30 protein-coding genes are annotated in these 24,842 nt (G+C 40.5%); 21 read left to right on the top strand and 9 right to left on the bottom strand.

The window, feature by feature from the left end:
- Positions 1 to 487 precede the first annotated feature (487 nt).
- The 4 genes from J7E35_RS03230 (at position 488) to J7E35_RS03215 (ending at position 6,295) form a co-directional block, all read left to right on the top strand.
- Positions 488 to 2,095: a ribonuclease J gene (locus J7E35_RS03230; protein WP_251040759.1), complete on the top strand. Its 1,608-nt coding sequence runs from the start codon at positions 488 to 490 to the stop codon at positions 2,093 to 2,095.
- A gap of 121 nt (positions 2,096 to 2,216) precedes the next feature.
- Entirely contained in the window at positions 2,217 to 2,630 is a 414-nt protein-coding gene (locus J7E35_RS03225) for an SRPBCC family protein (RefSeq protein ID WP_214776921.1), read from the top strand.
- Position 2,631: 1 nt separating this feature from the next.
- Positions 2,632 to 2,958 carry an ArsR/SmtB family transcription factor gene (locus J7E35_RS03220; RefSeq protein ID WP_214776919.1) on the top strand — a complete coding sequence of 109 codons (327 nt, stop codon included), beginning with the start codon at positions 2,632 to 2,634 and terminating at the stop codon, positions 2,956 to 2,958.
- A 154-nt stretch (positions 2,959 to 3,112) separates the two neighbouring features.
- Positions 3,113 to 6,295, top strand: a complete 3,183-nt coding sequence (locus J7E35_RS03215) for a DEAD/DEAH box helicase (RefSeq protein WP_214776917.1) — start codon at positions 3,113 to 3,115, stop codon at positions 6,293 to 6,295.
- Positions 6,296 to 6,387: 92 nt separating this feature from the next.
- Here J7E35_RS03215 and J7E35_RS03210 read toward each other — a convergent pair whose 3' ends face one another.
- Positions 6,388 to 7,227, bottom strand: coding sequence for an STAS domain-containing protein (locus tag J7E35_RS03210; protein WP_214776915.1), 840 nt, complete (start codon positions 7,225 to 7,227; stop codon positions 6,388 to 6,390).
- 326 nt (positions 7,228 to 7,553) lie between these two features.
- On the opposite strand from J7E35_RS03210, the gene J7E35_RS03205 reads away from it, so the two are divergent.
- Positions 7,554 to 8,426, top strand: a complete 873-nt coding sequence (locus J7E35_RS03205) for an aminoglycoside 6-adenylyltransferase (protein WP_214776913.1) — start codon at positions 7,554 to 7,556, stop codon at positions 8,424 to 8,426.
- 44 nt (positions 8,427 to 8,470) lie between these two features.
- Here J7E35_RS03205 and J7E35_RS03200 read toward each other — a convergent pair whose 3' ends face one another.
- Together J7E35_RS03200 and J7E35_RS03195 are read right to left on the bottom strand one after the other, a co-directional pair.
- Positions 8,471 to 9,916: a zf-HC2 domain-containing protein gene (locus J7E35_RS03200; protein ID WP_214776910.1), complete on the bottom strand. Its 1,446-nt coding sequence runs from the start codon at positions 9,914 to 9,916 to the stop codon at positions 8,471 to 8,473.
- Positions 9,913 to 10,410 (bottom strand): RNA polymerase sigma factor, encoded by a 498-nt coding sequence (locus J7E35_RS03195; protein WP_214776908.1) that lies wholly within the window; start codon positions 10,408 to 10,410, stop codon positions 9,913 to 9,915. Before J7E35_RS03195 ends, J7E35_RS03200 begins: the two co-directional genes overlap by 4 nt.
- A 185-nt stretch (positions 10,411 to 10,595) precedes the next feature.
- Here J7E35_RS03195 and J7E35_RS03190 point away from each other — a divergent pair, with 185 nt between their 5' ends.
- Complete coding sequence (locus J7E35_RS03190) at positions 10,596 to 10,733, top strand: hypothetical protein (protein WP_214776906.1); 138 nt, start codon at positions 10,596 to 10,598, stop codon at positions 10,731 to 10,733.
- 204 nt (positions 10,734 to 10,937) lie between these two features.
- Here the strand turns inward: J7E35_RS03190 and J7E35_RS03185 are convergent, their stop codons facing one another.
- Positions 10,938 to 11,459, bottom strand: coding sequence for an undecaprenyl-diphosphatase (locus J7E35_RS03185; protein WP_214776904.1), 522 nt, complete (start codon positions 11,457 to 11,459; stop codon positions 10,938 to 10,940).
- 79 nt (positions 11,460 to 11,538) lie between these two features.
- Here J7E35_RS03185 and J7E35_RS03180 point away from each other — a divergent pair, with 79 nt between their 5' ends.
- Positions 11,539 to 12,003: a GyrI-like domain-containing protein gene (locus tag J7E35_RS03180; protein ID WP_214776902.1), complete on the top strand. Its 465-nt coding sequence runs from the start codon at positions 11,539 to 11,541 to the stop codon at positions 12,001 to 12,003.
- A 143-nt stretch (positions 12,004 to 12,146) separates the two neighbouring features.
- Here J7E35_RS03180 and J7E35_RS03175 read toward each other — a convergent pair whose 3' ends face one another.
- Positions 12,147 to 12,455: a DUF4257 domain-containing protein gene (locus tag J7E35_RS03175; protein WP_214776900.1), complete on the bottom strand. Its 309-nt coding sequence runs from the start codon at positions 12,453 to 12,455 to the stop codon at positions 12,147 to 12,149.
- A gap of 267 nt (positions 12,456 to 12,722) precedes the next feature.
- Between J7E35_RS03175 and J7E35_RS03170 the strand changes: the two genes are divergently transcribed.
- The 12 genes from J7E35_RS03170 to J7E35_RS03115 all read left to right on the top strand — a co-directional run bounded on the left by J7E35_RS03170 (position 12,723) and on the right by J7E35_RS03115 (position 20,040).
- The gene (locus tag J7E35_RS03170) at positions 12,723 to 13,160 is read left to right on the top strand and encodes an NUDIX hydrolase (protein WP_214776897.1); all 438 of its coding nucleotides are present in this window, start codon (positions 12,723 to 12,725) and stop codon (positions 13,158 to 13,160) included.
- A 108-nt stretch (positions 13,161 to 13,268) separates the two neighbouring features.
- The gene (locus J7E35_RS03165; protein ID WP_214776895.1) at positions 13,269 to 13,880 is read left to right on the top strand and encodes a kinase; all 612 of its coding nucleotides are present in this window, start codon (positions 13,269 to 13,271) and stop codon (positions 13,878 to 13,880) included.
- Positions 13,881 to 13,903: 23 nt separating this feature from the next.
- Positions 13,904 to 14,509: a DUF4253 domain-containing protein gene (locus J7E35_RS03160; protein ID WP_214776893.1), complete on the top strand. Its 606-nt coding sequence runs from the start codon at positions 13,904 to 13,906 to the stop codon at positions 14,507 to 14,509.
- A gap of 362 nt (positions 14,510 to 14,871) precedes the next feature.
- A complete protein-coding gene (locus J7E35_RS03155) occupies positions 14,872 to 15,873 on the top strand; it encodes a DUF2332 domain-containing protein (protein WP_251040732.1) in 1,002 nt (333 codons plus the stop codon).
- An 81-nt stretch (positions 15,874 to 15,954) separates the two neighbouring features.
- Positions 15,955 to 16,383, top strand: coding sequence for an ester cyclase (locus J7E35_RS03150; protein WP_214776889.1), 429 nt, complete (start codon positions 15,955 to 15,957; stop codon positions 16,381 to 16,383).
- 11 nt (positions 16,384 to 16,394) lie between these two features.
- Positions 16,395 to 16,622: a hypothetical protein gene (locus J7E35_RS03145; RefSeq protein ID WP_214776887.1), complete on the top strand. Its 228-nt coding sequence runs from the start codon at positions 16,395 to 16,397 to the stop codon at positions 16,620 to 16,622.
- 51 nt (positions 16,623 to 16,673) lie between these two features.
- Positions 16,674 to 17,135: a GNAT family N-acetyltransferase gene (locus tag J7E35_RS03140; RefSeq protein ID WP_214776885.1), complete on the top strand. Its 462-nt coding sequence runs from the start codon at positions 16,674 to 16,676 to the stop codon at positions 17,133 to 17,135.
- A 111-nt stretch (positions 17,136 to 17,246) separates the two neighbouring features.
- A complete protein-coding gene (locus tag J7E35_RS03135) occupies positions 17,247 to 17,846 on the top strand; it encodes a hypothetical protein (RefSeq protein ID WP_214776883.1) in 600 nt (199 codons plus the stop codon).
- Positions 17,839 to 18,396 carry a ribonuclease FAU-1 family protein gene (locus tag J7E35_RS03130; RefSeq protein WP_214776880.1) on the top strand — a complete coding sequence of 186 codons (558 nt, stop codon included), beginning with the start codon at positions 17,839 to 17,841 and terminating at the stop codon, positions 18,394 to 18,396. The genes J7E35_RS03135 and J7E35_RS03130 overlap by 8 nt, the downstream gene beginning before the upstream one ends.
- A 25-nt stretch (positions 18,397 to 18,421) precedes the next feature.
- The gene (locus J7E35_RS03125) at positions 18,422 to 19,303 is read left to right on the top strand and encodes a DUF2268 domain-containing putative Zn-dependent protease (protein WP_214776878.1); all 882 of its coding nucleotides are present in this window, start codon (positions 18,422 to 18,424) and stop codon (positions 19,301 to 19,303) included.
- 97 nt (positions 19,304 to 19,400) lie between these two features.
- Positions 19,401 to 19,625, top strand: coding sequence for a hypothetical protein (locus tag J7E35_RS03120; RefSeq protein WP_214776876.1), 225 nt, complete (start codon positions 19,401 to 19,403; stop codon positions 19,623 to 19,625).
- A 1-nt stretch (position 19,626) separates the two neighbouring features.
- Positions 19,627 to 20,040 carry a hypothetical protein gene (locus tag J7E35_RS03115; RefSeq protein WP_214776874.1) on the top strand — a complete coding sequence of 138 codons (414 nt, stop codon included), beginning with the start codon at positions 19,627 to 19,629 and terminating at the stop codon, positions 20,038 to 20,040.
- A 122-nt stretch (positions 20,041 to 20,162) separates the two neighbouring features.
- On the opposite strand, the gene J7E35_RS03110 is transcribed toward J7E35_RS03115, so the two are convergent.
- Both J7E35_RS03110 and J7E35_RS03105 read right to left on the bottom strand, forming a co-directional pair.
- Positions 20,163 to 20,699, bottom strand: a complete 537-nt coding sequence (locus J7E35_RS03110) for a GNAT family N-acetyltransferase (RefSeq protein ID WP_214776872.1) — start codon at positions 20,697 to 20,699, stop codon at positions 20,163 to 20,165.
- Positions 20,686 to 21,219 carry a hypothetical protein gene (locus tag J7E35_RS03105; RefSeq protein ID WP_214776869.1) on the bottom strand — a complete coding sequence of 178 codons (534 nt, stop codon included), beginning with the start codon at positions 21,217 to 21,219 and terminating at the stop codon, positions 20,686 to 20,688. The genes J7E35_RS03110 and J7E35_RS03105 overlap by 14 nt, the downstream gene beginning before the upstream one ends.
- A 170-nt stretch (positions 21,220 to 21,389) precedes the next feature.
- Here J7E35_RS03105 and J7E35_RS03100 point away from each other — a divergent pair, with 170 nt between their 5' ends.
- Positions 21,390 to 23,318 (top strand): ATP-dependent DNA helicase, encoded by a 1,929-nt coding sequence (locus tag J7E35_RS03100; protein WP_214776867.1) that lies wholly within the window; start codon positions 21,390 to 21,392, stop codon positions 23,316 to 23,318.
- 44 nt (positions 23,319 to 23,362) lie between these two features.
- Here J7E35_RS03100 and J7E35_RS03095 read toward each other — a convergent pair whose 3' ends face one another.
- Together J7E35_RS03095 and lexA are read right to left on the bottom strand one after the other, a co-directional pair.
- The gene (locus J7E35_RS03095) at positions 23,363 to 23,563 is read right to left on the bottom strand and encodes a hypothetical protein (RefSeq protein ID WP_214776865.1); all 201 of its coding nucleotides are present in this window, start codon (positions 23,561 to 23,563) and stop codon (positions 23,363 to 23,365) included.
- A 174-nt stretch (positions 23,564 to 23,737) separates the two neighbouring features.
- On the bottom strand, positions 23,738 to 24,361 hold the full coding sequence (gene lexA / locus J7E35_RS03090; protein ID WP_023614724.1) for a transcriptional repressor LexA: 624 nt from the start codon (positions 24,359 to 24,361) through the stop codon (positions 23,738 to 23,740).
- Between the two features lie 154 nt (positions 24,362 to 24,515).
- Here lexA and yneA point away from each other — a divergent pair, with 154 nt between their 5' ends.
- The gene (gene yneA, locus J7E35_RS03085; protein WP_214776863.1) at positions 24,516 to 24,830 is read left to right on the top strand and encodes a cell division suppressor protein YneA; all 315 of its coding nucleotides are present in this window, start codon (positions 24,516 to 24,518) and stop codon (positions 24,828 to 24,830) included.
- Positions 24,831 to 24,842: the final 12 nt, after the last annotated feature.

Below are 24,842 nucleotides of genomic sequence, written 5' to 3'. Positions count from 1 at the left end.
GGTTTTTTCCAGTTCGCCAATAAAATTTTATTTTCGCTAAAAAACTTGTGAAAATCGCCAATAAAATTATTTTTTCGCAAATAAACATGTGAAAACCGCTAATAAAATAAGGCTCTTTTCTCAAACTTTGTTGCTATTGACTACAAAATATGATTGAATGGCCTATTTTTATTCGAAAAAGTTTCCTCTTTTGTGAGAAAAGAGCATGCAAACTAAATATCGACCTGCAAAAATGGCTTTCATTACGTTAAAATCGGCTTTAGGATTTTAACAACAATCTTTACGAAAACAGCCTAAAATAAAAAAATCGCCAATAAAATTGTCAGGATACTGTTTTGAGGGTATATAAATGATGTATTTTTCCCAACTCAGTCAAATAATCGGAAAATCAATTGGCAATACTAACAAAATCGACTACGGATTAGGAGGATATGACGTGACTTTATCTATATTTGCCTTAGGCGGCATCAATGAAATCGGGAAAAACATGTATGTTGTCGAGTATGAAGATGATATTTTTGTGATTGACTGTGGAGGGAAGTTTCCAGATGAGAGTTTATTGGGGATTGATTTGATTATCCCGGAAATGACATATCTTGAAGAAAATAGAGAAAAAATCCGCGGCTTGATTGTCACTCATGGACATGAGGACCATATCGGCGGTGTCCCTTATTTTTTCAAGAAGTTGAAAGCACCGGTTTATGCAACAAATTTCACTCTCGGTTTAATCGAGCTGAAACTGAGTGAACATAAGCTTTTAAGAGGAACTGAACTCAACACAATCAATTCAGATTCAGTATTGGATTTCGGAAAGGTGAAGGTTTCTTTCTTCAAAGTGAGCCACAGCATCCCGGATTGTATGGGGATAGTTTTCCATACGCCTGAAGGGAATGTTGTCCATACCGGAGACTTCAAATTCGACCTGACGCCGGCTAATGATGAACAATCTGAAATTCATAAGATGGCGAAAATCGGAACAGATGGTGTTCTTGCTCTGTTATCAGAAAGCACGAATGCTGAACGTACTGGTTTGACGCCATCAGAAAGAATGGTGGCCAGCCATCTTGAAGAAGCCTTCATGAAAGCGGAAGGTAAAATCTTTGTTTCGACTTTTGCCTCTAACGTGAACCGGGTTCAGCAGGTTGTTGAGGCAGCAATCAAGACGGACAGGAAGCTTGCTTTGCTTGGCAGGAGTATGGTCAATGTAGTCGATGTGGCGATCGAAAGAGGGTACTTGAATGTTCCTGAAGGAATGCTGATACAACCAAATGTAGTTGACCAACTGGATCCACATAAAGTTGCCATCCTGTGCACTGGCAGCCAGGGAGAGCCAATGGCCGCGCTTTCCCGCCTCTCAACAGGAAACTATCGCGATGTTTCGGTATATCCAGGAGATACCGTCATCATGGCGGCATCCCCGATTCCCGGGAATGAAAAGGATGTATCCAAGATCATCGATAATTTGTTCAAGCTCGGCGCGAAAGTCATTTACGGCTCCGGCAGCACTACCGGCATGCATGTTTCCGGACATGGATACCAGGAAGATCTCAAGCTGATGCTGACTTTGATGAAGCCTAAATATTTCATCCCGATACACGGGGAATACAGGATGCTGCATCACCACCGCTTGCTGGCGGAATCTGTTGGTGTAGAAAAAGGAAATACTTTTATCGTTAAAAATGGTGATATCGTTGACATTGAAAATGGTGAAGCGCGCCAGACACGAAATATTCCAGCAGGTGATACGTATGTCGATGGAGTAAGTGTCGGGGATGTCGGAGAAATCGTACTAAGGGACAGAAAGCAGCTATCGGAGGACGGAATGCTGGTCATTGTCCTTACATTAAGCAAAGCTGAACGGAAAATCATTTCCGGGCCCGATACAATCTCAAGAGGTTTTGTTTTTGTGAAAAACTCCGAGGACCTGATGAGAGACGTAAACAATCTTGTGACGAAAACAGTGACCGAACTTCAAGAAGATAATGTCCATCGCTGGAATGTCATTAAGCAAGGGATTAAAAAAGCAGTCGGCCAGCATATCTTCCAAAAAACAAGAAGAAGGCCGATGATCTTGCCGATTATTATTGAGATTTAATTCCATAGTGGACCAGGTACTCACTTTGTGCCTGGTCCATTCTGTTGACATGACACTAAAAGGTGTTATATATTAAGAAAGTGACACCAAATAGTGTTATTTAACCAATGGAGGGCAAAACATGGATGCACAAAGAGAAATCCGTAAAACAATCATTCTAAATGCACCAATCGAAAAAGTATGGAAAGCAGTCGCGACATCTGAAGGGATTACTGCCTGGTGGATGCCGAACACATTTGAACCGGAGCTTGGCAAAGAGTTCATCCTCCACGCAGGTCCTTTTGGAGATTCACCATGCAAGGTAACGGAATTGGATCCGCCGAATCGTCTGGGCTTTGATTGGGGGCAGGATTGGCACCTTCTATTTGAACTGAAGGAGCTGGAAGGAAAGACTGAGTTCACATTAATCCACTCCGGTTGGGACCCTGATAAGGTCACTGAGTTTGGCCAGCCTCATAATGTTATCAAGGGAATCATGGATAATGGCTGGGACAAAATCGTTAACGAAGCACTTCCAGCCTATATCGAGGGCTAACATGTCAGCTTCACATGCAAAACATGATGTTTTCCAGGCTGTTGCAGACCCTACTCGCCGGAAAATACTGAAGCTGCTCGCAGACAAGGAGATGCCGGTTGCGTCCATAACCGAAAAATTTCCGATTACGAGGACGGCTGTAAACAAGCACTTATTTGTACTTTCTGAAGCAGGTTTGGTAACCAGTAAAAAAATTGGACGGGAAACGCGCTATTCATTACAGCCAGAACCGCTTCAGGAAATGCAGGAATGGCTTTCGTTTTTCGAGATATATTGGGATAACAAACTATCAGCATTGAAAAATTTCGTGGAATCGGATGATGACTAAGTTCCGGGTGTCCTGGATGGAAGCTTACTCTTTTATTTTAGAACTTCGAGCATGGAGAATTCTCCATGCTTTTTGTATTCCTGCTTAACAAATGTGGAGATAAGGTCTACACTATTAATTATTGATTACCGCATCTTCGAGGAAGGAGCAGGCCATGGATCTCAAACTAAATCTAAAAGTCATCAAGGAATTATGCGGTACTGTTTCCTTCAAGCGTGGGGATGCGTTTTACCGTGCGGATAAAGTAGAATTCAAAGACTACAATGATAAAAGGCTGAATGCAACAGTTACAGGGGCGGATGTATTCCATGTCATTGTCACGAAAACCGGTGACGGCGGGTTCACAACGGGGTGCACTTGTCCGAAACTTGCTTCTGTCAAACATGAATGCCAGCATGTAGCTGCGGTCCTGCTGGCGATTTTGGATGAGCAAAAGCATGGGTCATCACAAGCCCTTAAGAATATTGATCATCCAGGAAGTGAGCTGGCTGAAGGGCTGCTGACCATTTTCAGTGAAGGGCCACGAAGAACAAGCGGCCACCAGCTCCATTTTGAAACAAGAAAATCCTTGAATACAATATTCAAAATCGAGCCAGTTGAAACAAGCGATCAGCAAATGATGCTTGGGGTTTCGATAAGTATTGGACCAATCGAAATCGTGGATATTCCAGGATTCCTGATGAGTGTTGCGAATCGGGAGTCAGCATCGCTATCTGATTTGTTCACCTATGATCCTAAGCTTCATTGTTTTCATAAGGATATTGATTCAATCATTAATATACTTATCCAAATTGTCCAGGACTCAGAATTATTGATCGATAGCAATAATGACTCCTCTGTTATAATCATTCCGCCATCCTTTTGGCATCAGCTACTGCCGCTGCTGGAACAGGCTCCGGATGTTAAGTTGAAAGACGATGGCCAGGTAACCGGGCTGTTTTCGGTTTCCAACGATAGTCTTCCGCTTTTGTTCAATTTTGAAAAAGTTACGGAGAAAGACTATTCATTAAAAATTGCCGGAATCTCTGATCTGATCGTCCTTCATAAATATGACCTCGTTTGGTCGAAAGCCCGGTTAATCCAGCTCAGTACCGAGGATTGCAGCAGATTATTTGAACTGAAAAATATGCTTGCCCAATCAAGAACGGATAGCATACCGATTTTACAGGATCAAATGGGTTTCTTTGTCGAAAAAGTCATACCAGGCCTGCGCCGGATTGGGGAGGTTCAAATTGACGGCGATATAACGAAACAATTTTTAACAGAACCGTTGGCCGCAAAGCTGTACCTTGATCGCGTGAATAACCGGTTACTTGCAGGGATTGAATTCCAGTATGGAAAAATCGTTTTCAATCCGCTTGAGGAAAGGGAACCCAAAGTGAATTCTCTGCTAATCAGGGACATGGCAAAGGAGGATCTGATTCTGGACTTGTTGGATGAAGGTTCATTCGCAAAAACGGATGGCGGTTATTTTTTGCATAACGAAGAGCTGGAATATGAATTTTTGTATCACCTCTTGCCGAAGCTGCAAAAGCTTGTACAGGTATATGCTACGACAGCTGTCAGAAGTCGTATTTTCAGGGAGCCTGCCCGACCGCAAATACGTGTCAAGGTGAAAAAAGAGCGGACAAACTGGCTTGAATTCAAGTTTGAAATGGAGGGGATTCCTGAAAAACAGATCAGGGATATACTCGAAGCGCTTGAGGAAAAGCGGAAGTATTATCGTTTACGCAATGGTGCGCTTATGTCTCTGGAAACGAGGGAATGGGAGGAAATCCAGCGTTTCTTAAAAGCTGGGCCAATCCAGGATGAAGATTTTGAGAAAGGGTTGAATGTTCCGATTGTCCGGGGGATGCAAATGCTGGAATCATTCGAGGATGGATCTGTTCTTAAATTAGAGGATTCATTCCGCAGTTTTCTGGAGGAAATAAGCACCCCTGGAAAAGTAAAATTTGAGGTCCCGGATAACCTGGATCCGATATTGCGTGAATACCAGAAACAAGGTTACCAATGGATGAAAACTCTCGCTAGTTATGGATTTGGCGGTATCCTGGCAGATGATATGGGACTTGGTAAAACACTGCAAAGTATCACGTATATTGCATCAGAACTAGCCAATGTAAGGGACAGGCAACAGCCGGTGCTGATTGTCTGTCCATCTTCGCTCGTTTATAACTGGCTCAGTGAATTCCTGAAATTCACTTCTGAGATTCAGGCAGTCATCATCGACGGCAATAAGGAGGAGCGTGCCAAACTGCTAAATGATGCTGCGGGTATTGATGTGGTCATTACCTCTTATATGCTGCTGCGAAGGGATATTCACCTGTACGAAAAAATCAAATTCCACACTGTGTTTTTCGATGAAGCACAGGCATTCAAAAATCCGTTGACTCAAACAGCAAAAGCTGTGATGAACATACAGGCAAACCATCGCTTTGCGCTGACCGGTACGCCGATTGAAAACTCAACAGAGGAATTATGGTCTATTTTCAGAGTCGTGTTCCCTGAGTTGTTCCAGGGGTTGAAGGAATTCAGTAATCTGACAAGCAAAGCCATCGCCCGCAGGATTCGCCCATTTTTACTGAGAAGGGTAAAGGAAGAAGTGCTTGGTGAGCTTCCGGAAAAAATTGAATCAATCGATAGAGTGGAGTTGCTGCCTGAACAGAAAAAGCTTTATGCTGCGTATCTGGCAAAACTTCGCCATCAAACGCTGAAGCAGCTGGATAAGAATACAATCAGAAAGAACCGGATCAAAATTCTGGCTGGCCTCACACGATTAAGGCAAATATGCTGCCATCCAGCTTTGTTCGTAGACGGATACAAGGGCGACTCGGCAAAGCTGGAACAGCTGAAACAAATCATCGAGGAATCCAGGGTTGCCGGAAGAAGAGTTCTCATATTCTCACAGTTCACGAAAATGCTCGACTTGATTGGCAGGGAATTGGCATATGAGGGCATTCCGTTTTTTTACCTGGACGGACAGACACCTCCTGAAGAGCGAGTGGAAACGTGCGAAAAGTTTAATGCCGGAGAACGGGACTTTTTCCTGATTTCCTTAAAAGCCGGAGGCACAGGCTTGAATCTGACTGGAGCTGATACAGTAATTCTTTATGATCTATGGTGGAATCCGGCTGTCGAGGAACAGGCCGCGGACCGTGCCCATCGAATGGGACAGAAAAATAAAGTCCAGGTCATCAAATTGATTGCCAGAGGTACAATCGAAGAAAAGATGAACGAGCTCCAGGATAAAAAGCGGAACATGATTGAAGAAATTATCGAAGAGAAAAGCTCAGCTTCACTGACAGAAGAAGATATCCGTGAAATTTTACAGATTTAGCTTTAGTTGAACTAAACAGGATATCGAAGAGTCCCAGCTCGTATAATAGCCAACAGGAAAGCCCCTATGTGACGAATAGGGGCTTTTCTTCATTATTTTGTTACTTCGTTATCCAGATAGGATCTCAATGTTTGCTGTAACGTACCTTTGGTTTCTGCTTTTTGATCAAAAGTGATTCCTGCATGTATCATTTTTCTAACAAGCTCGGGACGCATTCCGGTAATGACAGCGTTTGAACCCATCATCGACACGCCGCTCAAGACTTTTTGGAAATGGGAGATCACGTTCATTTCCATCTCAGCAATTCCTGAAAGATCGATAATCAATGTTTGGACTTTCAGCTTTGAAATATCCATAAGTACCTTCTCTTCGATAATTTGCATTCTGTAGTCATCCATCATACCGATTAGAGGAAGTACAGCAACAGAACTGCTGACTGGGATAATCGGGACTGATAAGTGTTCAACCAATTTCCTCTGCGAGTTAAGCAGTTCATCTTTGTACTTTGTATAAGTCAGGAAGAATGTATTTAGGAATTGGTCAACTCGGTCATTGATCCTTTTCTCAAGCTGGAAGAATTCCTCACGATCAGAAAATCGGTTATATGTTTGATCATATTTGTTTAGGAAGTGCCACAAAGTTCGGCGAATGGCCTGAATCCATTCCAGCTTGAAAGCAACAGTCAACGAATGTTCAGCCCAGGCAATCCCTTCTTGTTCAGCAAAAGCAACCAGATTCTCTTCCTGCTGCTCCACTATGTAGACAATTAACTTTTCAGCGTTCTTTAAAAGGTTGATATTTCCTTTTTGAAGAATCTCATTAATCTTCGAAGCTACATTCACCGCTTCTGATAATAAGTGTTGTTCGAAAAGTTCCCTATTGGATTGAATGAAATCGGTCACTTCATCTCTTTGGTTAAAAGTTGATTCCATTTTTTTTGCACTCCCCAGCAAATTTATTTAACACTATCTAGATAGGTTTAAGTCTCCTTAATTTAACTGTAGCAAAGTAAACTCTAATAATCCAATATTAGACAGCCTGATATTCATTTTTTTGCAGGATATATGCTCAGGAAAACGAATAAATTATTTAGAATATATTTTAGGATTCATCATTTAGCAAGATGAAGGAGGGAAAAATGGGGTGGTTCATCATTGTCATTACGGCTTACTTACCGAAATTTATCGGATTCATCGCCGTCTGGATTTTCTGAAAAAAGAGGTCGAGCGCTTAAGCAAGGAAAAGGAAGTTGTATAACATGAAACAAGAACAAGAGATGATTGGCCAGCTTCTTTATTGGGCCGGCCAAAGTGCAAATATCCGGACTGTGCTGATGACAAGTTCCCGAGCAAATCCACATGCGTTCACCGATCTGTTCACCGATTTTGATTTTGAGATTTTCGTGAAGGATTTAGATGGTTTTACCGAGGACGATGGATGGCTTGATCAATTTGGTTCTCTCATAAAAAAAGTGGTTTTGGAGGATGGCAATTGGCGAACGAGACTAGTCCTATACGAAGATGGAACAAAGATAGATTTTCAGATTACGACGAATGATTTTGTTAAACACCTTGCTGCCATGACTGTACTGCCAAAAAAATATGACAATGGCTATAAAGTCTTGTTAGATAAGGATGGAATTACAAAAGGAATCCCGGCCCCTTCTTATCAATCATATATAACAAAGAAGCCGTCAGCGGAAAAATTCGCCGATATTATCAATAGTTTTTGGGGAGATACCGCATACGTCGCGAACAGCCTCTGGCGAGATGAACTTTATTTTACAAAATACATGCTTGATAATGTCATACGATTCCATTATCTCCAGCCGGTTATTGAATGGCATCTTGGAGTAAAGCATGAATGGAGCGTAAATCCTAATAAGTTCGGGCGATGGTTCAAACGTTATCTGGATTCAGAAACATGGGCAGAACTGGAAGGGACTTACGCAGGACCAGGGAATGAGGAGAACTGGGAGGCTCTTTTCCGGACAGCAGACCTTTTCAGCCGCCTGTCACAGGAAGTCGGGAAGAGTTTGGGTTATGAGTACCCAATGGAATATGAGCAGAAAATGAGGATGTACTTGATGAAGGTGAAAGATTTGCCGCAGGATGCTAAAAGTTTTACATAGTATAAAGACTGCCTGTGTATAATCGCAAGGCAGTCTTTTACATATTAAAAATGATCTAAATATATTTTCTCTTCGAGACCTGTTTTTGCGGATATAAATTTTCCCTCGTCAAAGTACTGCAAATCCGGTTCCATGTAAACCAATTCAAAATTTCCAGTTAAAGCTGAGTAAATGACAACAGCTTTTTTGTCACCAGTTTTGTCAGATGAAGCTTGGAGGTTGACTGCATCCAGTTGTTCGAAGGAAGGAACAGCGGGATTGTGGTGAAAGCTCTCGAGTTCGCCGTTCCTGGCATTAAGGTTAAGAATAGTTTCGGTTTCAAAAGGTGTATACAATGTATAACCTTGAACTTTTGGCACAGCTTTGAAGCTATAAACCTTGTATCTAGAATCATTAGCTGAGGAGTTAAAATTAAAGCCTAAGGAAACGAGTTCAAGATTTATATCTTTTCCGTAAATTTTTTCTAGATATAACCTAGCTTTTCTTTCGGCTTCTTCCTGATTCATGATTGGTCCATCGGTTAGCGGGCCAGTATCTCCAAAATATTCAGTGATTTGGCCGGTGACTGCATCGATCTCTCCGCCATAGCCATTTTTATTCTCAAAACGATAGACATATATATCATTTACCGGGCTTACTTTTTCCAATTCAAATTCATCTTGCTCAATTTCCAGAGAGTCGGAAATTCGGCTTTTTAATTCCGGTTCCTTCAGGGGCTCGACCTGATCAGCCATCTTATGAAAACGAGTATAACTGTAGGTTAATAAGTTTACGTTTTCATAAAACTTATCCATCTCCTTAACATCTAAAATGTGAAGATATGAGCTGTAGCCATGGTGGGTTTTTTCATAGTCTTCCCTAAAATCTTGCCTGTGACTTTGTAAATATTCTTTTAGCGCCTGGTATGCTGTTTCATCCGTTTCAGACCACCTGCCCTGGTTAAAGCGGGTTTTCATCACTTCAAGCATCGCATTCAGTCTTTGAGTATTCAGGATGAGAAAGAATTCTGTTGAATTTTTATTGTACTCTTCGATAAAATTCATATGATCTGTAAGTTTATTATTATATTCAAAGAAACGATTCATTTCATAAGAGTCAAAATTGATTTGGTCTTTGTTTTTCACTACATCAATTACTCTGTCCATTTGCCCGAGAACATCATAATAACCATCGGTAGCCATGAACAATTGTTCTCGCTCATTGATGTAATCGGTAAATACCATGGAAAAAAGGATGCCGGCAAGAACGACAGAAATGAGCCTTAAACGATTCAGTTTCATTTTTAAAATGATTTTATCATCAAGGGCTTTTGATACAGCCGGCTCTACCATGTCATTTATTTGGATTGTCTTTTCGCCAGTTTCGTAAAACTTCTTGCACGCCTCACATTCCTCCAAATGTCCTTCAACTGCTGTTTTCACAGAAGGGGTTAAGTCATTTTCTATATATAACGGATATAGATCCTGGACCACTTCATGTTCCAATTTCATTCTCCATCCTCCAATTGCTTGTAGAGTTCTTTGAATTTTTTTCTGGCCCGGTACAAGCCAACCTTTACCTGGCCAATTGTTTCGTTTGTGATCACGGCAACTTCTTCATAAGTAAGATCGTTCATATCTCGTAAAATGATATACGTTCTGTAATTTTCAGGCAGCTGCAATAACGTCAGCTCAATTGCATTCTGGTCATCTAAACGTTTGAATGGATCGTGCTGCTGAACTAAGTGCTGGTCAATCTTATCTGATTGAAGCTCCATGCTGGTTTGTTTCTTCTTGCTGAAATTGATATATGTGTTTCTTGCAATTTTAAAAAGCCATGTTTTTAATGAGGACTCACCCCGGAAGCTGGAAAGTGACTGAAAGGCCTTCAAAAATGTATCCTGGGTAAGATCTTCAGCAATATGCTGATTTAACGTCGAACGGTATAGGTACAAGAAAATCATATTCTTATATTTTTCGTATAATTCAATCCTCGGGTCTGACATTCCATCCCCCTCTCTAGAAAACATAGACAGTTAGCATTACCAAAAGTTACACATTATTTTATTTTTTTTAGAAAAGTGAGTTGAGAATTTAAAACCAGATGGTAAAATTAGCTAAAAGTGTATCTGCACTTAATAATAACATCGGTACAGAATGAATGTTTTGCAGAAGGACAGGGGGATTTTTTATGGAATTGACCTTAAGGCCTATAGCTAAGGATAGTTGGGAAGAGGCAATAAAGGTAAAGGTTAAGGAAACTTCAGACAGGTTTGCGGTCAAAAGAGAAAAAGCTGTCAGAAGAATGGCCAACTTCAGACAGGCTTGACTCATCAAACGATGAAAAGCTGTCAAAAGAAAGTCGAACTTCAGACAGTTTGCGGACAACCGATGAAAAGCTGTCAAAAGAAAATCGAACTTCAAACACGTTCGGGGTCAACCTTAGTAATGCCAGCAATCATTCCAAATCAACGTTCCAATTGAACTTTTGTTTTAAAAGGAAACACTTTTCCCATAATGCCAAACGCAGTAATTAACTGATTCCTGGTTTGTCTCCAAATATCCGGTATGAAATGATTCTTGTGATAAAACTTGCCAGCGATCCGATAAGTGCACTTCCAATAATATCAGAAGGGTAATGGTGACCGACCCAAATCCGGGAAAAACCAGTTAGAGCAGACAACCACGTCATCAATATTCCTAACTTGCGATGGAACATCAGTAATGTAGTGGAAGCGGCAAAGGCCAGAATAGTGTGCTTACTCGGGAAGGATGAATCATTTTTTGAAGGAATCAGAATACCAACCCGTCTTTTCTTGAAGGGCCGAGGTCTATAGTAAAAGATTTTAATGAAAAATTGAATGACTAAGCTGATAAAAACAGAACTCCCTGTTTCAATGGCAATCCGCTTGTTGTGTCGGTTCTTAAAAAGAAGTAAGGCCGTTATAAGAATATAGACATAACGGATCCGATTAGAGACGAATATCATTAATAAATCCACTGGCCTATTATGGCCGGAAAATCTGGTAATCAACTGGAAAATATTAAGGTCCATAAAGTTTCTCCTTATATTTTTAACCTTACTTTTCCCTGGCTGGTTCTAAAAATGTACAAATAAAGGAGGAGATTAATAAATGGAAGCAAAGGTTGTAAAAAAAGAAGCATTCAAGGCTATAGGAGTGAAATGGGTCGGCACTTTTGAACAGGCAGCCAAAGGAGAAATTAAAGTATTTCACAAGAAGTTTCTAAATAGCAAGAACCAAATAAAGTATGCTGTAAATCCTGAAAATATTATTGGTCTGTCTTATGACAACACGGAAAATGGCTTTACCTATTATCTGGCACTGGAAGTTGAAGAGGGGACAGCTATCCCTGAAGGAATGGAAATCATCTCGGTTCCTGCCTGTACATATGCCACAACTGAGTATAAGGGGGCAGCGGTTTCTGAAGCTTATACAGGCTTGTATACATGGATAAAACAAAATGAATATACTTTAAGACAGAGTGATTTAGAGCATTTGGAAGAGTATCCAGGGAGTTTTGATCCGGTTACTGATGTACCGGAGCTTAAAATCCATATTCCGATTAAGGGGATTTAAACGAGGGCTTTATTAGGGGATGAAGAGGGGCAAATTAAAATTTTCCCAAGTTCATTACCATCAAAAAAAAACAAGCACTTTGGAAGCTGCTTGACCAATGGCGTTAGCAAACTTCTTTCTCTCAGGCTGAGGTGTTGGTATTTTCATTTGCCAATATCCTCCCCACCCTGGTTACCGCTTCCTATTCGAAATAATTCAAGTCCTCTTAGTAAGGCATCACCCCCGAAACCAGCCATGATGGACATCAAAAAGACTCTAAGCAGTGAATCAGCTTCGGATGATACCACCAAAAGTGCGGCGGCTAGTGATCCTGTGAGGATTTCTTCCAAGAAACCCAGGTAAATGAATTTTTTTGTCCTTCTCGGCATGATGATCTTGCCTCTTTTTCTAACATGAGCTGTCAGTCCAACAAATCCACCGATGAGCATTGCGAAAATAACGTTTTCTAACATGTTCATCACTCTCCTAAAGTCCAGATTTTTGTTGGTTCTACCTTAGCTAACTCTAGGTGTATTACTATTATACAAGTAGTAACAGTGGAAAAGTATGCGTAAATTTATCGAATTTTCAGTAAATTTAAATGGTAAAAACTATGTGTAACTTTTTGGTGAAATTTATTAAAAGGGACCTTTTAAAAAAGTTACAGGCCTTTTGTCATAAAGATTGTATTTAATTTAGTGTATCGGAAATGGAGAACAGTAATTGGAGGGAGAACACAAATGTTTGTTCTTAATGTCGAAGGTGCGGTGTACAGAGAGGGAAAGTGGCTTATCATTGAACGGAGTACCAAAGAGGAACACGCAGGAGGACTCCTTTCGCTTGTTGGAGGAACGGTAGAAAACGAAGGATTCTCAACAGGTTTGCTTGAGCGAACTTTGAGACGGGAGCTCTTTGAGGAAGTGGGCATCACCATAAAGGATGATGTTAAATATGTACGCAATTCTTCATTTGTTCTCCCGGATGGCAGGGTAGTACTCGATGTTGTATTTTATTGTGAAATTGCCGGTGGCGAACCATACCCAAAAAGCAAGGATGAAGTTGAAGCAGTTTTTTGGATGACAGCAGCAGAAGTTTTTGCTCACGCAAAGGCTCCTATTTGGCTAAAGGAAAGCATTGAAGAGGCTGATATTCAAAATAATAAAATTGAACTTAAATGATAATTCCGCCTTTTCCAGGTGGTTTTATTTTTGCCTGAAAAAGGGGATATGTGTAAGTTTAGCGAATAAGTAAGTGTATTTTTTTACTTTGAAAAGTGGGGTTGCAGAATGAACGCTGAAGAGGAGTTATTGAGGCAGGTTTTTTCGGTACTATACACAAATAAACGATGTATTTTAGGTATAGATGGTCTTAGCAGGGCAGGAAAAACAACTTTTGTGAAGAGAATCGCTTCATTGCTTAAGGAAAAGGAAATTGAAAGTACAGTCATTCACTTGGACGACCATATTGTAGGGCGGTCGAAAAGGTATAATACCGGCCAGGAGGAGTGGCAGGAGTATTATAACTTACAGTGGGATGTAGAGTCTCTGGTGAAATCCTTATTTGAAAACTTGATTCATTCAGATGAAATTGAACTCCCATATTATGATAATGAGACGGACCAACAGGTTAATAGAACGCTGAATCTGGCTTTAAAAAAAGTAATAATCGTAGAAGGGATTTTCCTCCAGAGAGAGGAATGGAGAGCATTTATTGATTACATTGTTTTTATAGACTGTCCACGAGATGTAAGGTTTGCGAGGGAAAGCAGTCAAACTCAACTGAACATTGAAAAATTCAGAAACAGATACTGGAAAGCAGAGGACTACTACATGGAAAAGCTTCGTCCCGCAGAAAAAGCTGACCTAGTTATCCCTTATTCTCAATTGATGAACGATTAACAAAGAATTGCAGGTGAAGGGAATTGAATTGGAAAAAGCTTTTAAGTTTTGGCAAAAGTAAGGAAAATAATATCAATATTGAAAAATGCGGAATCTCAGAAGAGGCAATGACAATTGTCAGAAGAAATTCTGATGGTAAATTGCATCCTTTTTACAAAGGAGATTTGTATACTGAGAAGCGTGTTGAAATTGCAGGGATTTACGTGGATGCCAAACAGGCAGAAGCGGAACTGCTGGTTTTAAAACTAAGGGAGGAACTTATGGCAATAAACTATTTGGCTTTTATTTGCGATTCCGAACGTGAAAAAATCGGCATTATCCCTGGTTCAGACCAGTTTGAGATCCTGCAGCTCCAGCAGACGAATGGGGATAATTATAATATAAGCAACGAAAGGGTTATATCTAAACTAAGGGAATGGCATAGTAGCCATCCGTTCACCGTAATTGGTGCGGATTACGATTGGGTGGAAGCGAATTTTGATGTTTTACCTGAAGGCAAAGAGCTAAAAACACTGGCAAGAGAAATTGCTGAATTCTGTCCTGATATCGTGGAACAGGGAACAGGAAGCATTAATGGATTAATTGAAGCGATCACAGAAACAAAAAAAATGGACTTATGGTGGGACTGAAAATGCTAGAAAAAGTGCTGCGGGACAGATAGGTATGGATATCCATTTTTATTGGCTGGATAGGCGTTACAGTTACTCCTTTTTTTGATTCTGTCATTGTAACCCATGATTATGATTTGACAAAGCATAGACTTGGGCTCCCTCTGCCGATTATTGAACAGAACACCTGGTTGTCACCCTTGGAGGATGCTTTCCCGTTTGAATTGGGATTAGTGAGTCCTCTGGAGAATCCTACGAAGGTATTAATAGGGAACTATTTATTCCTTGTAGTGGCAGCTGTGTGTGCTGTTTATGTGATTCTTTTAGGTATTGTGTCTTTATGTAGAAGGGTTCGGTGATGTTTGATGTCTAATGATCTCTCTATGAAATTCAGGAGATTTGCGGTTCATGAATGCAGGGAATCAAGTCCGTTATATGAGTTTCTTTCTTTAAAAATTGCTGAAGACGGAGAGATGCTGGAACTTGCATCTTCGGCAAAGAATGGGCAGCCTGTGCCCAATTTGCTTTTTGGAGCGGTGCACTATTTAATATTGAAAGGGTTTAAGCATAGACTGTCTGCTTTTTATCCTAGCATAACAAATCATCCAGGAAAGGCAGAAAATGCTTACCCTGCTTTTGTGGACTTTTGCCAGAAATATTCTTATGAGATTATTGGTTTGTTAAAAAATAAAATCGTCCAGACCAACGAAGTAGGACGGTGTTCATATCTTTATCCAGTATTCAGCCATATATATCAAATAACTAAAAAGCCATTGGCATTAATCGAAATCGGAACCAGTGCAGGTTTGCAACTATTCATGAATCAATACAGTTATTCTTATGGAACTGGAGAGATATATGGGAATCCGTATTCTGAAGTTCATCTTTCCTCAGTAATTAAAGGGGGAAAGACGCTGTTGCAACAAATGAATCACCCTGAAGTGGCAACAAGGATTGGAATCGACTTGCATATAAATGATGTTAGAAATACAGAGGATTACTTATGGCTAAAGGCATTGATCTGGCCAGAACACGGTGAAAGACGGGAGATATTTGAAAAAGCGGCAAGCTATGTGAGCAATCAATCTTTAAGGTTAATAGAGGGGGATGGCGTCGAACTAATCAGATCCCTGGCAACCGAAATCCCGGAAGAACAAGTGATTTGTTTATTTCATACCCATGTGGCCAATCAAATGCCCGTCGAGACCAAGGAGAAGCTTCTGGAGCACATAAAAGAAATTGGAGAACGAAGGGCAATTTTTCATATATACAATAATATTTACGATGCAAAGCTTCACCTGGATTATTATCTCGATGGAATAGAAAGCTTGAACACAATCGGGGAAACAGAAGGCCATGGCCGCTGGTTCAGCCTGGAGTTTTAACTAAATTGGATGGCGGTGATTTAATGAAAACATCGGTGGCCTTTGGCTGCTAAACTAATAACTATGATCAGGAGTGGGGATATGATTAGCGATGATAAGAGATTGCTAGCTGAAAGATGGTTCGGAGAATATTTTACACAGGGGAATCTTGGTATGATTGAGGAACTGACCACTGAGGATTTTGTTTACCATTCGCGAAACGGTGAAAACTCACGGGAATCAATGGTTGATTTCATGAAATGGTATCAATCCGTTTTTCATGATGATGAATGGGTGCTGGAGGATTTGATTGAACAGGGCAATAAGCTGGTAGTGCGTTACACCGGCTGGATGACCTATAAAGGTGGCTGGTTTGATATTCCGTCAGAAAACCAACGGGTAAAAGAGACTGGTATCATGATCTTCATATTTGATACCAGCAAGGTAAAAGAAATGTGGTGTGAGAATAGCGATGCAGGTATTTTATATGATTTAGGGGCATTGAAGAAAAACACTCATGAAGTATTTTAGGAGGGTGAGGAATGGCTGGAACAGTATTTTGGTTTCTGGTTGCAGGATTTGTCGTTCTGTTTATTTGGGGCTTGATGAGTAAATCCAGGAAGCTTCTTATTATAAGTGGATTGGCAATTACCCTGCCGTCCCTATATTTTCTGGGCGCGGAGAATGGATTCAGGCTGTTAGCACTAGTTCCGTTGCTTCCCTTCGGATTTAGTTATTTTTTTGCGAAACAAAAGAAGAACAGCAGATAGATGGAGAGCAGGATTTCACCTGCAGATAACATTTTCTATGCGGAGGAAAATATGAAAATTCGATTAGCCAATAAAAGGGACATTGAGCAGTTAATAAAGATGAGATGGGACTTTACGCTCGAAGACTACCCAGAAATGGGGGAAGGTGTGGAGTTTAGCTCGTTTGAAAATGAATGCAGAAGGTTTCTTGGAACCGCGATAGATAGCAGCAAGTGGTTTGTTTGGGTAGCTGAGAAAAACGGGCAAATCATTTCCCATATTTATGTTGAGTTGATCCAAAAGGTTCCGCGTCCAGGCAGGGTCACACATCCGTTTGCCTATATGACAAATGTATATACTGTTCCTGAATATAGGGGAAAAGGAACTGGCAGCAAGCTGCTATCACGTGTTAATGAATGGGCCGAGGAAAAGAAGCTTGAATTCATCATTGTTTGGCCCAGCGATACTAGCAATGCGTTTTATGGCAGAAACGGCTACACACATAGTACAGAACCAATGGAACGGCATTTTTAAAGACGATTGTTCATAAGAATAACATTTATTTACATTAATGTTCAGATAATTTGAAACCTTCTATCCTGATAAACGTATTACCGTATATATTGGGAAAAGGAGGAAATGGTTATGCCTCGCTTAAGTTTCAATACAGAGAATACAACTAATATAATCCTTGTTACAGCAATTATTTTAATTATCAGCAGTTTGTTCATGCCACTAGTTTTTGTTTATTTTATACAGGATTATCTTTACCTGTCAGCCGATAAATGGTTTTATGATACTCCGCCATCGGCTTATATACTTTTCATGATTGGTATGCTATGGATCTCGGTAATCTTATTCCTGTATTTATTTCTTGATTGGAAGTTTGATTGGAAAGGCGTAAAGTGGATTTCATTTCTCCTCATGTTAGGCTGCATTCCATTTTTTATGTTCGGCGTGTCGAACTATTATTACCTTGATGACAAGGGAATGCACTTTAATGAACATACAACGTTCAATACAATCAATTCTTATTATTGGGAGGATATGAAGGAAGCGAAAGAGATCTTCGTGAAGAACAATGGAGTAACAGTAGTAGACCATTTGAATTTGGTGACAAAATCTGGAGAAGTGATTGAACTGCCTTATAACAGCAAGGTTCGGAACAACAGATATAAAATCATGGAGAAACTGCAAGAAAACAATATCACCCTAACCAATAATATGGGAGATTTATATGAATGATTTCAACTTAAAAAGAAAATACGGTGACCGAGCAGACTGGCTTCGTGTGGTTCAGAGAGAATTCATTCAGGACTATTTTAATGAAGAACGCTTTAAGGGCTACGTTACCTTATTAAAGGTCATCAAAGTGACCGATCCATTAGAACTCGAATATGGGGATAAAAAGATTTGCATTGTAGATGAAGGTTATACCTGGCTGCAGCATTTCCCTGAGGGGTCACGCCATTCCGTGACAACCATGTATAATGCTGCAGGAGAGATTGTCCAATGGTATATCGATATATGTTATCGCATTGGCATTGAAAATAGCCGTCCATGGATGGATGATCTTTTTTTGGATATCATTATCCTTCCTTCCGGAGAAGTGTTTTACAAAGATGCTGATGAACTAGAGTTGGCCTTATCCTCTGGTACTATAGATGAAGAGCTATATAAAATTGCAACCTCTGAGGCTATCTCAATAGAAAAACAAATCGAAGCAAATGAATTTGAATTGCTTCATTTATCTAAGGTGCATAAAGAATTTTTGGAACGGAAAATGAGCAGTTAGTGAAATGGTGAGGAGCGAATTTGTGTTGGACCATATTGAAGTTCAGGATTTTAGACAAAGGTTTTTAAGCTTTTATAAAAAAGCAATAGAAACGGAAGTGGATTCAGAAGAAAGATGGAAACTATGGAAGGAGCATTATGGCTTTGCGGCTGTTCCTCCTGGTACGGAAGGAGAGAAGTTAGCAAGACAGCTCCTGGATAATGGTTGGGAACAGTATGAACAGCATATTGATGACATCATTTCGTGGAATCCGGATCAGGCTGCAATAAAGGATAAGTTAGGGGAAGTAAAACAAGTTTTAGGATTTAAAGATGATATTACCTTATTGCTGCTGTTCTTTGTTGGCAATTTTGAAGGGAATGCCTTCATTGCTCCTACTGAGGACGGGAACATGGCTTTATGCTTCCCAATTGAGACTCAGTCAAATAGAGATTCCGAGATTCTTATTTACCATGAATTAGCGCATGTCGTACACTTTCATAAAGCTGACATCAGTACAAATTGGGAGCGGACAATTGCATCAACGATCCTCCAGGAAGGGATAGCGATGCATACAAGCAGGGTTCTTGTACCGGGAAGGAATCTTGTTGAGTATACCGGAAATGACGATCAATGGTTAACATTATGCAATGAGAAAGAATTAGAGATTCTGTCAGGGGCCATTCCTTTTCTGGAGAAGAGCGATTCCGAATCTGTTTTTCGATTTACATCAGGCGAGGGGACATGCGGATTCCAAAACGAGGCTTATTATATAGGCTGGAAGCTGGTAGAGCATCTTTTGGAAAAAGGAATGTCATTGATTGATTTAGCAGGCTTCCATGAGCCGGCTTTACCAGGATTTGTTGCAACTCACCTAAATCAATATGTAGAGAGTAAATGGTCGGATTATGTATGTCAAGATATATAGATATCGTTTAAAGCCGGGCAGGGAGCAAGAATACCTCGAGATACAAAAAGAAGCAGAGCGGATTTATTCGCATTTCATACAGAAGCAGACTTTGTTTTTGCAAAGCAGCGAAGATAGGGAAGTTTGGCAGGAAATACATATCTATCAGGATAAGAAGTGCTATACTGACACTGTTTCTTTAGTAGACCAACAGCCTGAAATCCAGGTTTTGTACAAACGGTTCCTTGAAGTGATCACCTCAATTGAGGAAATGTCTGAAGAAAACTATCAGCTGATTGACTTGCAGGAAAAAACTTTGAATGCGAGAAGGTCTGGAGATTAAGATGAAAAATACTATTGGGTTATTTATTTTAATTTTGCTCATTACAGGCTGCAGTACTAATTTTGAACCAGAGCTCACAAGGATAGACGTGCAAAAAATTAATGAAGATGGTCTGAAAGACGGTGAAGAAAGAATCATTGCCTCAAGGGAGAAACTGCAAACTTTAGAACAGGCATTTGAACGTATCAAGTGGTCACCAAGGACGGAAGCAGAAATGGCAAGGAAAGAGGATGTAATTGCCATGTTCTTCATCCAGGAAGAGAAGAATATGCCAGAAAGAGTATATCATTATCGAATCTGGTTTGAAGGTGAAACGGCCACTATTATCAGCGACAAAGAAAATGAGGGTTATGGACGGTTAACAGATAAAGAACAGGTCGAGGTTCTTGAATCTGAATTTTTGCCTGAGGGGTAGGGTTTTAGAATTCTACCAGATAGATGGGGGTTCATTCAAATATTCAAAAAAGCAACAATCAATTCGAAAACAGAAATAAAAAGTGAGGGAGCAGTTCAACCCTCACTTTCTTATGCTTTCAACTAACTTACAGCATGAAAGGCAGGCGGATACTCTATTTTCCCCTGTAATCCCGTTAATGAGTCTTTCTTTAGCTCAAGAGCCATAAATACTTCGTCAGGCACAGGGAAAGGGGGAAGTATTCCAAATTGGCTTGTCGGCGAAAAGCCAAAACGAGGGTAAAAATTCGGGTGCCCAAGGACAAATACATGTACATATCCTAAATCCATGCATGCTTTAATCCCTTCATTGACCAAGTCAGAACCGATTCCGCTATTTTGGTAATTTGGTTTCACCGCCATAGGTGCAAGACCTAAAGTAGGAACAGTTCCTTGGGCGGTAACAAGGTGAATGACACTGAAAAGGATATGTCCGATTATTTCACCTTCATCCTTAACCGCTACGAGGCTCAAAGTAGAGATAAAATGTTCCGACTCTCTTATAAGTTCAACCAAAGAAGCTTCATTTTCTCCATTGTTAAAAGCCAAAACATTTAATTCCCTTATACCTGTAACATCACCGGTGTTTTCTGGGCGAATGATATAATTAGCGTTTTTCATATTCCTTATACTCCTTCCATACGAGGTTGGATGTCATGGATTCTGAATTCGTAAATTCCCTATAATAACGGCTTTCATTTTCACCAGAAATAGAGTCAATTTCTTTTAATAATGGAATGAGAAATTTCAAATCTTTGTTTATTTGCTCTTCATTCTGTTTATAGTCGCTGCCGTTCTTTATATTAATGGCCAATTCGCGGTACTGATTTCCAAGGGAATCCAGCACGTCTCCAATCATTGATATTTTACCGTTCATCATATAGTATTGTCTGCTTAATATCGTTATTTCTCCAATGTGGGCCGCTAAAGTGAATTCACCTTCTTTTTCTTGCACATTTTTGATCCAGATGTTCGGGTCGCCATCACTTTCCAAGAGGAAAATAGAGCCCCGTATTGTGCGTTGAAAGTCATGACCTAATTGACTCTCAAAATCTGCGATTCTGTTGTACTGGTAAATTGTAATGAAAATAAGTAAAGCAATGATGGCAAAATTCAGGTAGATAATTCGTCTCGCTTTCATGGAAACGCCCCTTAACATGATTTAGGATTATTTTAACAGTGAATTCCTAATAATGGAATTAGCATTTTTACCTAAATTTAATATTTCAATTTCTTTCACTAAATGACTGGTTATCTGTTATGATAAAAGCTGGCTTTTTGCCGGAATCAATATTTTTGAGGAGAACCTGAATGAAAACTAACCTTCCATTTACCATTACCAAGAATGATACGTTCTTTGATTTATTAGGAGATTATATTGGTGATGTCTTTTATGATATATTGCCTGAAAAGGGCTATGAACTACGTGATGAACAGATTTATATGGCCTTCCAGGTCGAGCAGGCCTTTAAGAATAAAGGTATTGTTTTTGCAGAAGCGGGCGTCGGTACCGGAAAGACCTTCGTCTATCTTATTTATGCCATTCTATACGCAAGATATATGGGAAAGCCGGCGATTGTCTCCTGCTCGGATGAGACACTGATTGAGCAGCTCGTGAAAGAGGGCGGCGATATCGAAAAACTTGAAAAGGCGTTAGGGTTGAAGGTCGATGTCCGATTGGCAAAAGCGAGAGAACAGTATGTGTGCGTGAAGAAGCTTGACGACCTTTCAAACACGTCGAATGAAAAAGAAATTCTGGACGTCCATGACCAGCTGCCAGATTTCATCTTTGATGAAGGGATCTCAATGAATTCATTCACTCGTTATGGAGACCGAAAGGAATATCCATGGGTCACGAATGAAAAATGGGCTTCAATGTCCTGGGATCCACTTCAGCAATGCTCAACATGCAGCTGGCGCCATCGCTGCGGCCAAACCTTGAACCGAGATTATTATCGTCATGCGGGCGATTTGATCATTTGTTCTCATGATTTTTATATGGAGCATGTGTGGACAAAAGAATCTCGTAAACGGGAAGGGCAGATGCCATTGCTTCCAGACGCAAGTACGGTGATATTTGACGAAGGCCACTTGCTTGAGTTCGCGGCGCAAAAGGGATTAACATACCGGTTCAACTCTCAAACTTTGACCACTGTCCTGACAGGATATATGCACCAGGACGTCCGGGAAGAATCTCTTTATTTAATCGAGGATATTCTGGAGCTCCATGATGCATGGTTTGACCTTTTGGTTGAAAATTCCTCGGCAATAGAAGGGTCTAATCGAAAAGAAGTACCGATGCTATCAAGTATCAGGAAAACTGCCGAAACTCTGGAGAAAAAGGTTACCGATTTAATGGACCAGCTGGTTTTTGATGCCGAAATGTTCCTGATTGACGAATACCATTTAAAAATCATGGAAGAATATCTTGAGTTTTTCGCCTATGGTCTATCGATTTTCCTTAAGAACGACGAAGGGATATTCTGGCTGGAAGAGAATGAAGTACAAACATCGCTGGTCATCATGCCTCGACTCGTTGAGGATATTTTGAAAAAAGAAGTATTTTCACAAAACATCCCATTTGTATTTTCTTCTGCTACATTGTCCCAGGGAGGAGACTTCAGCTATATAGCGAAAAGCCTGGGCATCGAAAAATATTCCTTCTTTACTGTCGCATCCCCATTTGACTATGAAGAGCAAATGGAACTGGTAGCACACACTGAGGATGATGAAATAAAGAAATGGGACAATATAGGAGAAGACCTTAGATCCAGTAATGGCAGCTCGCTTGTTCTGTTCTCGTCCCCTCAAGAGATGGAACGATTCCGGGCATGGACTGAAAATCAAGAATGGAGTTTCCCTATCTTGTTTGAGGGAGACCGTGAAATCAGTGAAACCGTGAAGGGTTTCCAGAATGACATCGCAACCGTTCTATGTTCATACAGCCTGTGGGAAGGATTGGATGTACCGGGTGAGTCATTGATTCAAGTCATCATTTCGTCATTGCCATTCCCGCCTCATGACCCAGTCTTCCAGGCGAAAAGAAAGCATGCGTATAATCCAGCTGCAGAGGTCGATATACCATATATGCTGCTCCGCTTAAGACAGGGAATGGGCCGCTTGATCAGAAGCAACCAGGATAGCGGAACAGTACATGTATGGCTTACCACTAATCAAAAAGCAGCTTACCTTGAAGAATTAAAAGGTGTGCTGCCTGTTCAAAATATTCATTGGAAATAGAAAAATCCCGAAAGGACCAACCTTTCGGGATTTTCTTTTTCAAATTAGTATCTGCAGCACTTTTTGTGGCGGCGGTCACGATCGTCATCCCGATCATCCCTGGCGCCTGCTACTAAGTCCTCGATTATACAACGGCGCACAGCACGGCAGAGATCATCAAAATCAACAGTTGCCCTGACTTTGTCTCTGTCCCGGTGAGGGAAAAACAAGCCAGCTACATCATTTTCATTACGATTGTATCCCATTAGAAACTCAACTCCTTTCCATCATGAAAGATACTTACACAATATCTTATGTGGAGAGGGACAAGTTGTCAGGGTCTCTACCTATTTTTCTTATAAATGTGCTAGTTTCATACAGATCCAGTTAAAAAGTTTAGTAGATAGATAGAAAAAAGCAAGCGGGGGCCGCTTGCTTTTTTAATGCATATGGCGATATACACCGATCACTTTACCAAGAATCGATACATTTCGAAGGATAATTGGATCCATTGTAGGATTTTCCGGCTGCAGCCTGAAGTAATCCTTTTCCTTGAAGAAGCGCTTCACTGTTGCTTCATCGTCTTCAGTCATCGCTACAACAATATCTCCATTATTAGCAGTCTTTTGCTGTTTGACAATAACATAGTCGCCATCAAGGATGCCCGCTTCAATCATACTGTCACCCATGATTTCCAGCATGAAAACCTGCTCATCATGCGGAACGAGGCGATCAGGTAGAGGGAAGTATTCTTCAACATTTTCAATGGCGGTAATTGGCATACCGGCTGTTACTTTACCGACAACAGGGACATTCACCACTTTATATTTAGGGATACGGCTATCCTCTTCTATTTCGAGAATTTCAATTGCACGCGGCTTTGTAGGATCGCGTCGGATCAGGCCTTTGCTTTCAAGTCTTGCAAGGTGTCCATGGACAGTGGAGCTGGAAGCAAGTCCGACAGCCTCACCTATTTCGCGTACGGATGGCGGATACCCTTTTTTCTTGACTTCGCCTTTTATGAACTCAAATATATCTTGTTGCCGCTTCGATAACTTTGTCATATTCACGCACCTCGTATATTTTCTTGTCCTAATTATACCATGTCTTTTTCATAGATACAAACATAAGTTCGAATTTTTGAGTTGACACAAAACAAATGTTCGACTTATAATGAGAATAGTTAACCGAACATACATTCGTCAAGGGGTGCCGATAATGAAAAAACTATGGGAAAACTATTCATATGCAATAATCCTGCTTGCTGTCAGCTTAATCTTTTCATTCGTCGCAAAAGCACAGTTAAATAATGAAGATGCGTACATAACTGTTACTATAGAAGAAGGGCAATCACTATGGGAGATTGCTGAATCATTTGCCAGTGAACATAGTCTTTCTGAAAATGAATTCGTAAGCTGGGTAGTAAAAGAAAACGGGATTATAGGGGAAACAATCCTTCCGGGCGATGAGCTGGTAATCCCTGTTGAGGCTGAAAAGATTGAACCTACACAGATTGCTGATGCGGAAAGATAGAAATGGAAATAA

This window comes from Bacillus sp. ISL-45 (genome assembly GCF_018613195.1).
Lineage (GTDB): Bacteria > Bacillota > Bacilli > Bacillales > Cytobacillaceae > Mesobacillus.
This window is presented reverse-complemented; position numbering and strand designations above follow the sequence as displayed.

Bases quoted from the DNA above. Each gene is read 5' to 3' on its own strand.
- J7E35_RS03185 (WP_214776904.1), bottom strand. From the start codon at position 11,459: ATGGACCTTAATATTTTCCAGTTGATTACCAGATTTTCCGGCCATAAT.
- J7E35_RS03170 (WP_214776897.1), top strand. From the start codon at position 12,723: ATGTTTGTTCTTAATGTCGAAGGTGCGGTGTACAGAGAGGGAAAGTGG.
- yneA (WP_214776863.1), top strand. From the start codon at position 24,516: ATGAAAAAACTATGGGAAAACTATTCATATGCAATAATCCTGCTTGCT.
- J7E35_RS03175 (WP_214776900.1), bottom strand. From the start codon at position 12,455: ATGTTAGAAAACGTTATTTTCGCAATGCTCATCGGTGGATTTGTTGGA.
- J7E35_RS03110 (WP_214776872.1), bottom strand. From the start codon at position 20,699: ATGAAAAACGCTAATTATATCATTCGCCCAGAAAACACCGGTGATGTT.
- J7E35_RS03165 (WP_214776895.1), top strand. From the start codon at position 13,269: ATGAACGCTGAAGAGGAGTTATTGAGGCAGGTTTTTTCGGTACTATAC.
- J7E35_RS03195 (WP_214776908.1), bottom strand. From the start codon at position 10,410: ATGTCAGACCCGAGGATTGAATTATACGAAAAATATAAGAATATGATT.
- J7E35_RS03100 (WP_214776867.1), top strand. From the start codon at position 21,390: ATGAAAACTAACCTTCCATTTACCATTACCAAGAATGATACGTTCTTT.
- J7E35_RS03215 (WP_214776917.1), top strand. From the start codon at position 3,113: ATGGATCTCAAACTAAATCTAAAAGTCATCAAGGAATTATGCGGTACT.
- J7E35_RS03205 (WP_214776913.1), top strand. From the start codon at position 7,554: ATGAAACAAGAACAAGAGATGATTGGCCAGCTTCTTTATTGGGCCGGC.
- J7E35_RS03180 (WP_214776902.1), top strand. From the start codon at position 11,539: ATGGAAGCAAAGGTTGTAAAAAAAGAAGCATTCAAGGCTATAGGAGTG.
- J7E35_RS03225 (WP_214776921.1), top strand. From the start codon at position 2,217: ATGGATGCACAAAGAGAAATCCGTAAAACAATCATTCTAAATGCACCA.
- J7E35_RS03105 (WP_214776869.1), bottom strand. From the start codon at position 21,219: ATGAAAGCGAGACGAATTATCTACCTGAATTTTGCCATCATTGCTTTA.
- J7E35_RS03190 (WP_214776906.1), top strand. From the start codon at position 10,596: ATGGAATTGACCTTAAGGCCTATAGCTAAGGATAGTTGGGAAGAGGCA.
- J7E35_RS03230 (WP_251040759.1), top strand. From the start codon at position 488: ATGTATGTTGTCGAGTATGAAGATGATATTTTTGTGATTGACTGTGGA.
- J7E35_RS03150 (WP_214776889.1), top strand. From the start codon at position 15,955: ATGATTAGCGATGATAAGAGATTGCTAGCTGAAAGATGGTTCGGAGAA.
- J7E35_RS03140 (WP_214776885.1), top strand. From the start codon at position 16,674: ATGAAAATTCGATTAGCCAATAAAAGGGACATTGAGCAGTTAATAAAG.
- J7E35_RS03130 (WP_214776880.1), top strand. From the start codon at position 17,839: ATGAATGATTTCAACTTAAAAAGAAAATACGGTGACCGAGCAGACTGG.
- J7E35_RS03135 (WP_214776883.1), top strand. From the start codon at position 17,247: ATGCCTCGCTTAAGTTTCAATACAGAGAATACAACTAATATAATCCTT.
- J7E35_RS03095 (WP_214776865.1), bottom strand. From the start codon at position 23,563: ATGGGATACAATCGTAATGAAAATGATGTAGCTGGCTTGTTTTTCCCT.
- J7E35_RS03200 (WP_214776910.1), bottom strand. From the start codon at position 9,916: ATGAAATTGGAACATGAAGTGGTCCAGGATCTATATCCGTTATATATA.
- J7E35_RS03115 (WP_214776874.1), top strand. From the start codon at position 19,627: ATGAAAAATACTATTGGGTTATTTATTTTAATTTTGCTCATTACAGGC.
- lexA (WP_023614724.1), bottom strand. From the start codon at position 24,361: ATGACAAAGTTATCGAAGCGGCAACAAGATATATTTGAGTTCATAAAA.
- J7E35_RS03210 (WP_214776915.1), bottom strand. From the start codon at position 7,227: ATGGAATCAACTTTTAACCAAAGAGATGAAGTGACCGATTTCATTCAA.
- J7E35_RS03145 (WP_214776887.1), top strand. From the start codon at position 16,395: ATGGCTGGAACAGTATTTTGGTTTCTGGTTGCAGGATTTGTCGTTCTG.
- J7E35_RS03155 (WP_251040732.1), top strand. From the start codon at position 14,872: ATGAAATTCAGGAGATTTGCGGTTCATGAATGCAGGGAATCAAGTCCG.
- J7E35_RS03220 (WP_214776919.1), top strand. From the start codon at position 2,632: ATGTCAGCTTCACATGCAAAACATGATGTTTTCCAGGCTGTTGCAGAC.